We start from the raw sequence: 13599 nt of genomic DNA, 5'->3' as shown, positions 1-13599 counted from the left end.
CGCCTCGTTCATGAGGCGCGCCTTCGGTTAGGGCTCTTGACGGGTTATCGGCCGCAATCAGCCGCGGCGTAGATCCAGTGTGAACGGAAATTCGAGGCTGCGCTCGGGCGGCGCCATTTCGACGGGCCCCGGCGTATGGCCGGTCGTGAAGAAGCGCGCGCGCCGCCGGCTCTCGGCCTCGTAGGCGTTGACCGGAAACGTCTGATAATTGCGGCCGCCCGGATGCGCAACATGATACTGGCATCCGCCGATCGCGCGCGCGCTCCAGCTGTCGACGATATCGATCGTGAGCGGCGCGTGCACAGCGATGGTCGGATGCAGCGACGCCGCCTGTTGCCACGCGCGAAAGCGCACACCCGCCACGCTCTCGCTCACGCGTCCGGTGGGCTGAAGCGGCAGCGCGCGGCCGTTCACGGTCACGACGTGACGGTTTTCGTTGATGCCGAGCACGCGCACTTCGAGCCGCTCCACCGACGAATCGACATAGCGCACCGTCGTGCCGGCCCCGCCTTCCTCGCCCATCACGTTCCACGGTTCGAGCGCATGGCGCACCGAGAGCGCGATACCGCTCGTCTGCAGCTCGCCGACCAGCGGGAAGCGGAATTCGAAGTGCGGCGCGAACCAGGCGGGATCGAGCGCGAATCCCGCCGCGGACGTTTCGGCGAGCACGTCGTCGAAATCCATCTGCACGAAGGTCGAGAGCATGAAGCGGTCGTGCAGCTCGGTGCCCCAGCGCGTGAGGCGCTGCGTGTACGGCGTCTTCCAGAAGCGCGCTACGAGCGCGCGCAGCAGCAGTTGCTGCGCGAGGCTCATGCGCGCGTGCGGCGGCATTTCGAAACCGCGCAGCTCGAGCAGACCGAGGCGGCCGGTCGGGCCGTCGGGCGAGTAGAGCTTGTCGATGCAGAACTCGGCGCGATGCGTGTTGCCGGTCACGTCGATGAGGATGTTGCGCAGCGTGCGGTCGATGAGCCAGGGCGGCACGCGCGGTCCGTCGTCGAAGGGGCTCCCGAAGCCGCGCAGCAAGTCCACTTGACGCTGGATTTCGGCGAACGCCACTTCCAGTTCGTAGACCTGATCGTTGCGCGCTTCGTCCACGCGCGGCGCCTGGCTCGTCGGCCCGATGAAGAGGCCCGAAAACAGGTACGACAGCGACGGATGGTTGTGCCAGTAGGCCACGAGGCTCGCGAGCAGGTCGGGGCGGCGCAGGAACGGGCTGTCGGCGGGCGTGGCGCCGCCGAGCACGAGGTGATTGCCGCCGCCGGTGCCGGTGTGGCGGCCGTCGAGCATGAACTTCTCGGTGGAGAGCAGGGTTTCGTGCGCGGCCTGATAGAGGAATTCGGTGCGCTCGATCAGCTCGTCCCAGTTCGACGACGGGTGGATGTTGACCTCGATCACGCCGGGGTCGGGCGTGACCTGGAGCATTTTCAGGCGCGGGTCGCGCGGCGGCGGATAGCCTTCGATCACGACGGGCAGCGCCAGCTCGGCGGCGGTGGCTTCGACGGCGGCCAGCAGGTCGAGGTAGTCGTCGAGTTCGGCGAGCGGCGGCATGAAGACATGAAGCTGGCCTTGCGCGCGGCCGAAGGCGGCGGCTTCGGCTTTCGGCCCGGCGGCGCGCGTGGGGTCGCGTGCTTCGACGCACAGTGCGGTGCGGTGCGTCCAGGCGGCGGATTCGCCGCGCTCGGGGTAGCGGTTTGTTTCGGGTCCGTTCGCGCCCCCCGCGCTTCCCGCGTTTTCTTCGCGCCGCGATGACGCGGCAGCATCGAATCCCGCCTCGTACTGCATGCGCAACTCGGCCGCGCTGCGCAGCGGCGCAGGCGCGGCGAACGGATCGCGCGCGTGCTGCAACGGGTAGTCGCCCGCCGCGACCCACGGCAGCGAATCGAGCGGCAGACGGTAGCCCATCGGCGAGTCGCCGGGAATCAGGTACATGCGTTCGTCGCGGAAGAACCACGGGCCGCTCACCCAGCGCGGGCCCTGCAGGGCGGGTTGTGCCGCAGGCGGCTCGCCGCGCTCGCACGCGAGCGGCAGCACGTAGCCGGTCACGGTATCGAGGCCCGCATCGAACACGCGGCGCAGCCGCATGCGCTCCAGCTCGTCGTCGAGACGCGAGTCGAACGGATCGACGTTCACGGGCAGACGGCGCTCGCGCCACAGGTAATACCAGGTGTCTTCGTAGCCCGGCTGGACGTGTCGCGGATCGACCGCGAGCTTCGCCGCGAGGTGTTCGATGAAGCGCTGGGCGTCCGCCGCGGTGTGGTGGGTCGGCGAGCGCTCGTCGGCGAAGAGCGCGGGATCGCGCCAGCAGGGCTGGCCGTCCGCGCGCCAGAAAAGCGAAAGCGCCCAGCGCGGCAGCTGCTCGCCTGGATACCACTTTCCCTGGCCGATATGCAGAAAGCCCAGCGCGCCGTAGTGCGCGCGCAGCTTGTCCATCAGCGCGATGGCGTAGCGGCGCTTGGTCGGGCCGAGCGCATCGGTGTTCCATTCGGGCGCGTCGCGGTCGCCCGCCGCCACGAAGGTCGGCTCGCCGCCCATCGTGAGACGCACGTCCTGGCCGGCGAGCGCGGCGTCCACCTGGACTCCCATCGCGTGCATATCGGCCCATTGCGCTTCGGTGTAGGGCTTCGTCACGCGCGGCGTTTCGAGCACGCGCGAAATCGACATTGCATGCGAAAACTCGACTTCGCATTCGTCGAGCGCGCCCGAGATCGGCGCGGCGCTGCCGGGCTCCGGCGTGCATGCCACCGGAATATGGCCTTCGCCCGCGAGCAGGCCCGAGGTCGGATCGAGCCCGATCCAGCCCGCGCCCGGCAGATAGACCTCGCACCAGGCGTGCAGGTCGGTGAAGTCGGCTTCGGCGCCGCGCGGGCCGTCGATCGCCTTGACGTCGGGCGTGAGCTGCAGCAGATAGCCCGACACGAAGCGCGCCGCGAGCCCGAGCTGACGCAGCGTCTGCACGAGCAGCCAGCCCGTGTCGCGGCACGAGCCGGAGCCTTTCTCCAGCGTTTCCTCGGGCGTCTGCACGCCCGGCTCCATGCGGATCAGGTAGCCGATCTCGCGTTGCAGGCGCTGGTTCAGCTCGACGAGGAAGTCGATCGTCACGCGCGGCGTGCGATCGATCGTCTCGACGAACGCGGCGAAGCGCGGCGTCGGCTCGCTGTGCGCCAGATACGGCGCAAGCTCCGCGGCCAGCTCGGGCGCGTACGCGAACGGAAAGCGCTCGGCGCTCGGTTCGAGAAAGAAGTCGAACGGGTTGTAGACCGCCATTTCCGCGACCAGATCGATCGTGACGCGGAACTCGCGCGTCGGCTCGGGAAACGCGAGCCGCGCCTGATAGTTGGCGAACGGGTCCTGCTGCCAGTTGACGAAATGACCGGCGGGCTCCACGCGCATCGAGTACGAGAGGATGGGCGTGCGGCAGTGCGGCGCGGGGCGCAGGCGCACCACGTGAGGCGCGAGATGCACGAGCCGGTCATAGCGATACTGCGTGACATGGTTTAACGCGACACGGATGGACACACCCGACTCCTCGTTCGACGTGGATGGAATGGCGGAAAAGGTGCACGGCGCAGCGCGCCTATGATGCGCATGGCGCGAGTGCAGGATGTGACAGCGGCGGCCACGCGAGTGCGAGGCACGCCGCGTGCTGCGCGAGGCACCGTGGCCCGCGCGGCCCTCACAGGAATGCGGCGATGAAGACCTTTCACTGCGATCACTGCAGTCAGCTGGTGTTTTTCGAAAACGAGCGCTGCGAGCGGTGCGAGTCGCGCCTGGGCTACGTGCCGCAGACGGGCGAGATGCACGCGTTCGAGGATGCGGGCGAAGGCCGCTGGCGCAGCCTGAATGCGCCGGCAAACGGCGCGCTCTTTCGCCAGTGCCACAACTACGCGGTCGAAAACGTCTGCAACGGCATGATCCCGGCCGACAGCGACGACACGCTGTGCCGCGCGTGCCAGTTCACGCGCACGATTCCCGACCTCTCGCGGCCCGAGAACCGCCTGTACTGGTATCGCCTCGAGACGGCCAAGCGGCGCCTGCTCTACACGCTGGGGGCGCTCGGCCTGCCGCTCGTCACGCGCGCCGAAGACCCGGAACATGGCCTGCAATTCGAGTTTCTCGAAGAGACGGGCGACGGCCAGCGCATCATGACGGGCCACGATCACGGCCTCATCACGATGAACATCGCCGAGGCCGACGACGCGCATCGCGAGCGCACGCGCGTCTCGCTGCACGAGCCGTATCGCGCCTTGCTGGGGCATTTCCGCCACGAGGTTGGCCACTACTATTTCGATCGTCTCGTCGCGCAGGAGCCGACGGGGCGTTGGCTCGAACCGTTTCGCCGCCGCTTCGGCGACGAACGCGCCGACTATGCCGCCGCGCTCGCCGCGCATTACGCCGACGGCCCCGCGCCCGACTGGGCCGAGCGCCACGTGAGCGCGTATGCGTCCGTGCATCCGTGGGAGGACTGGGCCGAGACGTGGGCGCATTACCTGCATATCGCCGATACGCTCGACACGGCCACGGCCTGCGGCCTCGCACTGCTGCCCGACAGCCCGGACGAGCCCACGCTGGTCGATCAGACGCCGGTGGACGAGGCGAGCTTCGACAGCCTGATGGCGCGCTGGTTTCCGCTCACCTATGCGCTCAACAGCCTGAACCGCAGCCTCGGCATGCCCGACGGCTACCCGTTCGCGCTGGCAACGCCTGTCATCGACAAGTTGCGCTTCGTTCATCGCGTGATCTCGGCTTCGTCTTCGCGGCCGTGAACGCCCACGCGCCGCGCGAGTTCGTTGCTGCGCGGGCTCAGCGCTCCAGCACCCAGGTGTCCTTCGTGCCGCCGCCCTGCGAGGAATTGACCACGAGCGAGCCCTCGCGCAGCGCCACCCGCGTGAGCCCGCCCGGCACCATGCGCACCTCCTTGCCCGAGAGCACGAACGGACGCAGGTCGATGTGGCGCGGCGCGACGCCCGATTCGACCCACGTCGGGCAGGTGGAAAGCGAGAGCGTGGGCTGCGCGATGTACTTGTCCGGGTTCGCAATGAGCGCCGCGCGAAACGCCTCGATCTCGGCGCGCGTGGCGGCGGGACCGATCAGCATGCCGTAGCCGCCCGCGCCGTGCGTTTCCTTCACGACCAGCTCCGGCAGATGGTCGAGCACGTAGCGCAGGTCGTCGGCCTTGCGGCACATCCACGTGGGCACGTTCTTGAGCAGCGGTTCCTCGCCCAGATAGAAGCGCACCATGTCGGGCACGTAGGGGTAGATCGACTTGTCGTCGGCCACACCCGTGCCTACCGCGTTGCACAGCGTCACGTTGCCCTTGCGGTAGACGTTCATGAGGCCCGCCGCGCCGAGCGCCGAGTCGGAGCGGAAAACGAGCGGGTCGAGAAAGTCGTCGTCCACTCGCCGGTAGATCACGTCCACGCGCTGCCGGCCCTGCGTGGTGCGCATATAGAGGTGATCGTTCTCGACGAACAGGTCCTGGCCTTCCACGAGCTCGACGCCCATTTGCTGCGCGAGGAACGCGTGTTCGAAGTAGGCCGAGTTGTACATGCCCGGCGTGAGCAGCACGACCGTCGGGTTGTCAGTGCCCGACGGCGCGGCGGCGCGCAGCGTGTCGAGCAGCAGGTCGGGGTAGTGCGCAACCGGCGCCACGCGATTGCGCACGAACAGATCGGGAAAGAGCCGCATCATCATCTTGCGGTTTTCCAGCATGTACGAGACGCCGGAGGGCACGCGCAGATTGTCCTCGAGCACGTAGAACTCGCCCTCGCCGGCGCGCACGATATCGATGCCCGCGATATGCGCGTAGATGTCGTGCGCGACGTGCACGCCCTGCATCTCGGGGCGGTACTGCGCGTTGCGCAGGATCTGGTCGGCGGGCACGATGCCGCGCTTGACGATCTCCTGCTCGTGATAGATGTCGTGGATGAAGCGGTTGAGCGCATTCACGCGCTGGCGCAGGCCGCGCTCGAGCGTGTTCCACTCCTGGCGCTGGAAGATGCGCGGGATCACGTCGAACGGAATCGTACGCTCGGTGCCCGCACCCGATACGTCCTTTTCGCCATACACGGCGAAGGTGATGCCCACGCGTCGGAAGATGGCATCGGCTTCGGTGCGCTTCTTGAGCATCTGCTGCTCGCTCTGGCTGCGCATCCAGGCGAAGAATTCGCGGTAGTGGGCGCGCGGCTCGCCGGCCTGCGCGAACGCCGTGGCGGCCAGGCCCCGAACGTCGAACTCCCCGTACTCGAACATCTCGTTGAAGACTGTTGGCGTCATGTGCGTTTTTCCGTTCGCTGTTTTTTTGCGCGCGCTTGTTCAGGCTTGTTCGTGCCGGGCTGCAATGGGGCGATGCAACTTCCATGCCGATGCCAGGCCTGAGAGCGCAAGCCCTCATGCTCAATGCTGGTGCACGGCGCCGCTCAGAACTCCATATCGAGTTCGTCGATGTCCTCGGTTTCCGACTGGGCCGCCGCGATCCATTCGGCGACGTAAGGCTGCTTGAGCACGCGCATGCAGTAGTCGCCGATGTCGGGGTCGATCGGCACGTCATAAGTGAGCAGGCGCGTGACGACGGGCGCGTACATCGCATCCGCCGCCCCGATCTCGCCAAAGAGCCAGGGGCCGCCATATTTCTGCAGGCATTCGCGCCAGATAGTCACGATGCGCGCGATGTCGTCCTGCGCGCGCGACCAGACGCGAAAGTTCGGAAAGTGGCCGCGCAGGTTCATCGGCAGCGCGGAGCGCAGCGCGCTGAAGCCCGAATGCATTTCCCCGCACACCGAGCGGCAGTGCGCGCGCGCCGTGCGGTCCGCGGGCAACAGCTGCGCCTGCGGCTGGATCTCGTTGAGGTATTCGCAGATCGCGAGCGTGTCCCAGACCGCAATGCCGTCGTGGCGCAGGCAGGGAACGAGAATCGAAGGCGAGAGCAGCAGCAGTTCGGCACGCGTGGCCGCGTCGTCGAGCGGCACCGTCACCGTGTCGAATTCGAGTCCGGCGAGTCGGGCAAGCAGCCAGCCGCGCATGGACCACGACGAATAATTCCGGCTGCTGATCGTCAGGGTCGTATTCGTCTGACTCATGGAGAGCTCCTGAACGGTGAGGACATGGCGGCTAACAGTGCGACGCTCAGGAAGCCGCATGCACCGAATGCGCGCATCGCTCCTGCATGCACCGCTCGCGCGAACTGGCCGCACTACATTGCGGCATGCAGGAAGGCGCAACCGCCGCTTTGCGCGAAGCGCCCGCGCGCCTGGCCGTGCAGGTGCAAGCACTGTGCCAATGAACGCTTCTGGCATACGTATTGCCTGCTTCGCTTCGCGTTCAAGACAATCGAGACCACTGCCCATGAACCTGCTCGCCTATCTGGCCTACCAGACGCTCGCGGACTTGACGAGGTTCGGGCGCACCACTGCGTCGTTCTCGCGCGCGGCGCTTGCGGCGTGGCCCGCGCTCGCGTGCGGTTTCGACGCGCGCTATCTCGACGCCTGGTGGGAGCAGATCGAGCTTGCCGGGCTCTCGCACGCGCGGCCGCCGTTCGACATCGATGGGGTGGAGGTGGATGGCGTGCACACGCCGGTGACCGAAGCCGTCGTCAAGCGCACGCCGTTCGCCTCGCTGCTGCACTTTCGCAAGGACGTCGCCACGCCGCAGCCGCGCGTGCTGCTCGTCGCACCGATGTCGGGGCACTTCGCGACGTTGCTGCGCGGCACCGTGCGCACCATGCTCGCCGACCACGACGTCTATATCACCGACTGGCACAACCCGCGCGACGTGCCCTTGTCGGCGGGGCGCTTCGGCTTCGACGAATACGTCGAGCACGTCATGTCCTTCATCCGGCGGATCGGCCCCGATGCGCATCTGGTGGCGATCTGCCAGCCCACGGTCGCGGCGCTCGCGGCCGTAGCGTTGATGGCCGCCGACAACGATCCCGCGCAGCCCGCGAGCATGACGCTGATGGCGGGACCGATCGATTGCCGCGTGAATCCCACCAGGGTCAACGATCTCGCCAACAGCAAGCCGATCAGGTGGTTCGAGCGCCATCTCATCAGCGCAGTGCCAGGCGGTTTCCCCGGCGCGCAGCGGCGCGTGTATCCGGGTTTCGTGCAGCTCAGTGCGTTCATGTCGATGAACCTCGAGCGTCATCTCGCTTCGTTCGAGGAGATGCGCCACGAGCGGGCGAAGGGCGACCCCACGAGGGCGGATGCGCTCAACGTGTTCTACCGCGAGTACTTCGCCACCTCCGATCTCACCGCGGAGTTCTACCTGGAAACGGTCAGCTCGGTGTTTCAGGAATACGCCCTGCCGTTGGGCAAGCTTAAGGTGGGCGAGCGTCTCGTGGAGCCGCACGCGATCCGCCGCACCGCGCTGCTCACGATCGAAGGCGAGAAGGACGATATCTGCGCGGTCGGCCAGACCGTTGCCGCCCACGACCTGTGCCGGGGGCTGCGCCCTTATATGAAGACGCATCACGTGCAGACGGGCGTGGGCCACTACGGCGTCTTCAATGGGCGCCGCTGGGACACGCAGATCTATCCGCTCGTGCGTTCGACGATTCACGACCACGAGCCGCGTGCACGGCGCATCGCGGCGCCGGAGGCGATGGGCGACGATCGGGTGACCCTGCGCGCGCTGCTCGATGCAGACGCGCATGCGGCAACGGCCATCAGCCGCGCCGCCGCAACATAGCCCACCCAGGGCGGCCGCCTCAGATTGCGGGGCTCGCCGGCCAGGGCGTCGGCGCGGGCACGGCGCAGGGCGCTTCCACATCGATCGACTTGAAGTCGGCGGGGCTCACGATTTCGAGGTACTCCATGTCGGGCGAGTAATCGAACAGGTAATGGGCGATGCCCGGCGCCTGGTGCACGCAGTCGCCCGCTTCGACGAGCGTTTCCTTGTCGCCGTACATGAAGCGCGCCCAGCCCTTGAGCATGATGACGATATGAAACTCTGCCTCATGCCGGTGCCAGCCCGTGCCCAGTTCCGGCGCAAGATTTGCCCTGACGAGTTGCGCGACCACCTTGCCATGCGTGGCTCTGGCGATGCCCAGATCGCGATAGACAAAGAAGTCGCGCAGCCCGCCGCCCGTGAACGAAGTGTCCTGCGGCTTGACGTGCGAAAAATCGGTGGCAAGTGCGGTTTGCATGACAAGTCTCCCGGGCGCAAAGGTTGGAGGGGCAACGGGTTCGGCAAGCACGACGCGTTCCAGCGTGAAGCCATCGGCGATAGCGTGCTCCAACGACGCAATGAGCGTTATATCGATTCCGTTATTCATCACATAATGAATCGAAATATCGGCCTCAATTTTGACTGACCAGTATCTGACTTTCCATTCCCTGTTTCGGAGACCTCATGGCAACAAGATTCGCTCGCGCGGCGGTGCGCTCGCTGCGCGTCATGGCTACGCTATTCGCCGCGCTCGGCGCCTGTGCCGCGCTGAGCGCCACGGCGACCGCTGCGGCCCCGATGGGCGTCGCGTTCGTCTACCTCGGCAACCCCGGCGACGCAGGCTGGACCTACGCGCACGAACAGGGCGTGAAGGCGATCGAAGCGAAGTTCGGCGACAAGATCAAGGTCACGCGTGTGGAAAACGTGCCCGAATCGGCCGACTCGGAGCGCGTGTTTCGCGACCTCGCGAGCAAGGGCAACAAGATCATCGTGGGCTCGAGCTTCGGCTTTCAGGACTTCGAACTGAAGACCGCAAAGGATTATCCCGACGTCGTCTTCGAGCATGCGACCGGATACAAGAAGGCCGCGAACTTCGCGACCTATGACGTGCGCACGTACCAGAGCGCGTACCTGGCCGGTCTCGTCGGCGGCTATACGACGAAGACGAATACGCTCGGCTTCGTCGCCTCGGTGCCGGTGCCTGAAGTGGTGCGCAACATCAATGCTTTCACGATGGGCGCGCGTTCGGTCAATCCGAATGCGAAGGTCAAGGTCATCTGGATCAATAGCTGGTTCGATCCGGGCAAAGAGAAACAGGCCGCCGAAACGCTGATCGGCCAGGGCGCGGACGTGCTGATCCAGAACACCGACTCGACGGCGACGATGCAGACGGCCGAGCAGAAGAAAGTACACGCATTCGGTTGGGACTCCGATATGAAGAAGTTCGGCCCGAATGCCCAGTTGGGGGCTTGCGTGAGTTACTGGGGCGTCTACTACTCTCACCTGATCGACCAGGTGCAAGCGGGCACGTGGACCAACACGCCGACGTGGTGGGGCCTCAAGGAAAAAGCCATCGACCTCGCCGATATCAACACCGCAACCGTCTCGCCTGCCGCGCAAAAGGCGCTTGCGCAAAAGCGCGACGACATCATCGCCGGCAAATTCGATCCGTTCGCGGGGCCCATCAAGGATCAGAGCGGCGCGATCAAGGTGGCGGCGGGCACATCGCTGCCCGACGCCGAGTTGCTGCGGCTGAACTGGTTCGTGCAGGGCGTGGACGGCGCATTGCCGAAATGAAATTGCCCACAAGGAGGAGACAAGCTTTGAGCCTGACCATTTCCCCACAAGAGAACGCTTCTGAATTCCCCGAGCAAGGGCTCGCGCCGACGCGTGAACAGATCGTCCGCCATTTGCGCCACGCAAGCGTGGTCGCAGAACGCGCGACGCAGTTGGGCCATCACCCGTTCGGCGCCATTCTCGTCGGGCCCGATCAGGAATCGGTTCTGATCGAACAGGGCAATGTCGATACCGTCAATCATGCGGAAGCCGTGCTCGCGCGCATTGCCGCGCTCAACTTCACGCCGCAATTCTTGTGGAGTTGCACGCTGTATACGACGGTCGAGCCGTGCTGCATGTGCGCGGGCACGGCCTATTGGGCGAACATCGGGCGCGTGGTGTTCGGCATGACCGAAGAGCGGTTGCTGCAGGCCACGGGCAATCACGCGGAGAACCCGACGATGAGCGTGTCGTCGCGCTATGTTTTCGATCATTGCCAGAAGCGCGTGGACCTGATCGGACCCGTAGCCGAGGTCGAGGAAGAGGTGATGCAGGTGCAGCGCAAATTTTGGGGACACGCGTGAAGAAAGACTTTGTAATCGCGCGAAATTGCGCTTTAAGTCACCTGACCTATGCTTAACGCACCGGCATCCATTTGAACAGGAGAAACGCAAATGAAAGCTCGGCGCATCTTTGCAGCCCTGTTGGCTCTATCGCTTGTCCTGGCGCTGCCAGCCACCGCAAGTTACGCATGCGACGGTGGTACTGGTTATAACCAGCCTGGCTCTGGAAAATGAAGCGGTTATGTAATTAACCGCGTGCCTGCGCTTGCCAGGAAAACCGCCGCCAAAAATCTTTTTTGCAGCGCCGCATCGGGTATGCTCATCCCCATCCATCTCATTGATTGAGAGAGAAACAGGGGAGCGAAGACATGCGGCGTGTGGTGTTCAATCAGAAGGGTGGCGTAGGCAAGTCAACGATCGTTTGCAATCTCGCTGCGATCAGCGCGAACGAGGGCCGGCGTACGCTCGTCATCGACCTCGACGCGCAGGCAAATTCGAGCCAGTACCTGCTCGGCGAGGCTTCCACCGACGCGAAGCCCAACGTCGCCGACTTCTTCGAAACCGCGCTGACGTTCAGCTTCCGGCCGGTCGAGGTCACCTCGTTCATTCATTCGACACCGTTCGAGAATCTCGACGTGATGCCCGCGCATGCCGATCTCGACACGCTGCACGGCAAGCTCGAGTCGCGCTACAAGATCTACAAGCTGCGCGACGCGCTCAAAGAGCTCGACATGTACGATGCGATCTACATCGACACGCCGCCTGCGCTGAACTTCTACACGCGCTCGGCGCTGATCGCGGTCGAGCGCTGCCTCATTCCATTCGATTGCGACGACTTCTCGCGCCGCGCGCTCTATACGCTGCTCGAGAACGTGAAGGAAATTCAGCAGGACCACAATGCCGGGCTCACGGTCGAAGGGATCGTCATCAACCAGTTCCAGCCGCGCGCGAGCCTGCCGCAGCAACTCGTCGACGAACTCGTCGAAGAAGGGTTGCCGGTGCTGTCGTCGCGGCTGTCCTCGTCGGTGAAGATTCGCGAATCGCATCAGCAGGCCAAGCCCGTCGTTCACCTCGATCCGGCACACAAGCTCACGCGCGAATTCCTCGCGCTCCATCAGGAACTGAGCGGGACCTGAAGGGCAAGCGCGGACATCACCGGTTTACGCCCTCGGCGGAGTGTGCAAGTATCCCTCGCAGCGAGTCGCACCAAGACTCTTGCTCTCTTGCGAGGTGCAGAATGGACTGGAGGTTCTGGAAGACAGAAAAGCGCCAGGAAGAGGCGCGCAACTGGCCCACCAATACGCATGAATCGATACGCCAACTCCTGGGCATGTACCAGGGCGTCGGCACGCCGCCGTTTGCGAACTGGGCCGCGCCCGGCATCGCATTCACACCCGAAGTCGAATCGATCGCCCAAAATGGGGTCAAGGGCTACCAGCTCGCCCTCTGGTTCTGGCTCTTTGCCGAGAAGCACGGCACCATCGCGGCGAGAATGGCGCGCGAAACGTTCTGCCTGCTGGCCGATGCGGCGCAGCCGTCGTCGGGAGACGCGATCGATGCGCTCCTCGATCAGGAAAACCGCCTCGCGCGTGCCGTCGAGGCGGTTTCCGCCGAGCAGCGCGCGTTCAGGCTGGAAGGCATGAGTGTCGAACTGCCGATGGAATTCTTTCTGGCCACGGGCACGCTCAGGCTCAGACCGGACTCGCCTTATGCGGGGGACGAGGCCGCCTCCCTGCAAGGCAACGACTACAAGCTGGCGGACTGCTTTCGCCACGCGACCGACGAAGCGCTGTCCGTGTTCCGGCCGATGATCCAGGCGGTCGAATTCGACGCGAAGACTTTGCCCAACTGGAAATGGAGCGCCCGGCCGGGCGCGGCCGAGCGGCATCTGCAGCGGCGCTACAGCAATCCGCTCTTTCCGCTGCACCGGCAGATGGTGACGGCCCACGACGTGCATGAGGCGCGTCTCGCCGACAACCTGGCGCTGCAGGATGTTCGCAACGAACTCAATGACGTGAGGCGCGCATTCTTCGAAAAGCCGGAACTGCCGTTGAACTGGCTCGCGTACCTCGAAAGCTTTCGGGACGAGGTGGACAGGCTCGATGAACGACGGCTCGTCGCGGGTGGTCAGAACGCGGCGCTCGGCGAAGCGATTGCGGCGCTGCGTGCCGACATTCTGGCGCCGTGGCGCGCCGAGATTCAGAAGAATCGCCATAGCCTCGCCACGCTCGAGCAGGACGAAGCGCGCAGGGCCGAACGGCGTGCAATGCTGTACGGCTGCGACTGGACCGCGCAACTGCTCAGTCACGGCTCGCTGATCCCGCCGGACGAAGTCGTTCCCGCTTTGCTGAGCGAATCTCCCGCGGACCTGGAGAAGGCGGTGACCGGCCTGCAGTCGGATCCGCGCCTGCACGAAACGCTGGCGCACTGCCGGGCCGTTGCGCATCGGCTCGTGAACGAGCTGCGCGCGGCCGGTCACAACTTCCCCGATATGACCGACAAGCTGCGCATTCTGGACGGCTCGTTCGACGCTCCCCTGAACGGCCAGCACGAACGGCCGCTCGACGGCGCGCCGGGAGAGGTGCCGGCCTGAAATTCG

Annotated in this window: 10 protein-coding genes; 6 read left to right on the top strand and 4 right to left on the bottom strand. The window is 65.4% G+C overall.

All coding sequences use genetic code 11. The features are described 5' to 3' along the window. Nucleotides 1–57: 57 nt before the first annotated feature. Nucleotides 58–3516 carry a DUF2126 domain-containing protein gene (locus AB4Y35_RS19445; RefSeq protein ID WP_368705521.1) on the bottom strand — a complete coding sequence of 1153 codons (3459 nt, stop codon included), beginning with the start codon at nt 3514–3516 and terminating at the stop codon, nt 58–60. A gap of 173 nt (nt 3517–3689) precedes the next feature. Between AB4Y35_RS19445 and AB4Y35_RS19440 the strand changes: the two genes are divergently transcribed. Continuing rightward, nucleotides 3690–4763: a putative zinc-binding metallopeptidase gene (locus tag AB4Y35_RS19440; RefSeq protein ID WP_368705520.1), complete on the top strand. Its 1074-nt coding sequence runs from the start codon at nt 3690–3692 to the stop codon at nt 4761–4763. A gap of 37 nt (nt 4764–4800) precedes the next feature. Here the strand turns inward: AB4Y35_RS19440 and AB4Y35_RS19435 are convergent, their stop codons facing one another. Continuing rightward, entirely contained in the window at nt 4801–6249 is a 1449-nt protein-coding gene (locus AB4Y35_RS19435) for a circularly permuted type 2 ATP-grasp protein (protein WP_342919908.1), read from the bottom strand. Nucleotides 6250–6416: 167 nt separating this feature from the next. Then, a complete protein-coding gene (locus tag AB4Y35_RS19430) occupies nt 6417–7076 on the bottom strand; it encodes a glutathione S-transferase family protein (protein ID WP_254315068.1) in 660 nt (219 codons plus the stop codon). A 265-nt stretch (nt 7077–7341) separates the two neighbouring features. On the opposite strand from AB4Y35_RS19430, the gene AB4Y35_RS19425 reads away from it, so the two are divergent. Continuing rightward, a complete protein-coding gene (locus tag AB4Y35_RS19425; RefSeq protein WP_368705519.1) occupies nt 7342–8682 on the top strand; it encodes a polyhydroxyalkanoate depolymerase in 1341 nt (446 codons plus the stop codon). Nucleotides 8683–8701: 19 nt separating this feature from the next. Here the strand turns inward: AB4Y35_RS19425 and AB4Y35_RS19420 are convergent, their stop codons facing one another. Then, nucleotides 8702–9139 (bottom strand): cupin domain-containing protein, encoded by a 438-nt coding sequence (locus tag AB4Y35_RS19420; protein ID WP_368705518.1) that lies wholly within the window; start codon nt 9137–9139, stop codon nt 8702–8704. Between the two features lie 206 nt (nt 9140–9345). Here AB4Y35_RS19420 and AB4Y35_RS19415 point away from each other — a divergent pair, with 206 nt between their 5' ends. From AB4Y35_RS19415 to AB4Y35_RS19400, 4 genes are all read left to right on the top strand, one after another. Continuing rightward, on the top strand, nt 9346–10458 hold the full coding sequence (locus tag AB4Y35_RS19415) for a BMP family ABC transporter substrate-binding protein (protein WP_368705517.1): 1113 nt from the start codon (nt 9346–9348) through the stop codon (nt 10456–10458). 26 nt (nt 10459–10484) lie between these two features. Next, on the top strand, nt 10485–11021 hold the full coding sequence (locus AB4Y35_RS19410) for a nucleoside deaminase (protein WP_368689975.1): 537 nt from the start codon (nt 10485–10487) through the stop codon (nt 11019–11021). 347 nt (nt 11022–11368) lie between these two features. Next, nucleotides 11369–12136, top strand: coding sequence for a ParA family protein (locus AB4Y35_RS19405; RefSeq protein ID WP_368705516.1), 768 nt, complete (start codon nt 11369–11371; stop codon nt 12134–12136). A 101-nt stretch (nt 12137–12237) separates the two neighbouring features. Beyond that, complete coding sequence (locus AB4Y35_RS19400; protein ID WP_368705515.1) at nt 12238–13593, top strand: tryptophan leader peptide; 1356 nt, start codon at nt 12238–12240, stop codon at nt 13591–13593. Nucleotides 13594–13599: the final 6 nt, after the last annotated feature.

It is taken from the genome of Paraburkholderia sp. EG286A (assembly GCF_040965375.1).
Classification (GTDB): Bacteria; Pseudomonadota; Gammaproteobacteria; order Burkholderiales; family Burkholderiaceae; genus Paraburkholderia.
This window is presented reverse-complemented; position numbering and strand designations above follow the sequence as displayed.

Coding starts and splice junctions, on each gene's coding strand:
- AB4Y35_RS19415 (WP_368705517.1), top strand. CDS start 9,346: ATGGCAACAAGATTCGCTCGCGCGGCGGTGCGCTCGCTGCGCGTCATG.
- AB4Y35_RS19430 (WP_254315068.1), bottom strand. CDS start 7,076: ATGAGTCAGACGAATACGACCCTGACGATCAGCAGCCGGAATTATTCG.
- AB4Y35_RS19405 (WP_368705516.1), top strand. CDS start 11,369: ATGCGGCGTGTGGTGTTCAATCAGAAGGGTGGCGTAGGCAAGTCAACG.
- AB4Y35_RS19400 (WP_368705515.1), top strand. CDS start 12,238: ATGGACTGGAGGTTCTGGAAGACAGAAAAGCGCCAGGAAGAGGCGCGC.
- AB4Y35_RS19425 (WP_368705519.1), top strand. CDS start 7,342: ATGAACCTGCTCGCCTATCTGGCCTACCAGACGCTCGCGGACTTGACG.
- AB4Y35_RS19435 (WP_342919908.1), bottom strand. CDS start 6,249: ATGTTCGAGTACGGGGAGTTCGACGTTCGGGGCCTGGCCGCCACGGCG.
- AB4Y35_RS19440 (WP_368705520.1), top strand. CDS start 3,690: ATGAAGACCTTTCACTGCGATCACTGCAGTCAGCTGGTGTTTTTCGAA.
- AB4Y35_RS19420 (WP_368705518.1), bottom strand. CDS start 9,139: ATGCAAACCGCACTTGCCACCGATTTTTCGCACGTCAAGCCGCAGGAC.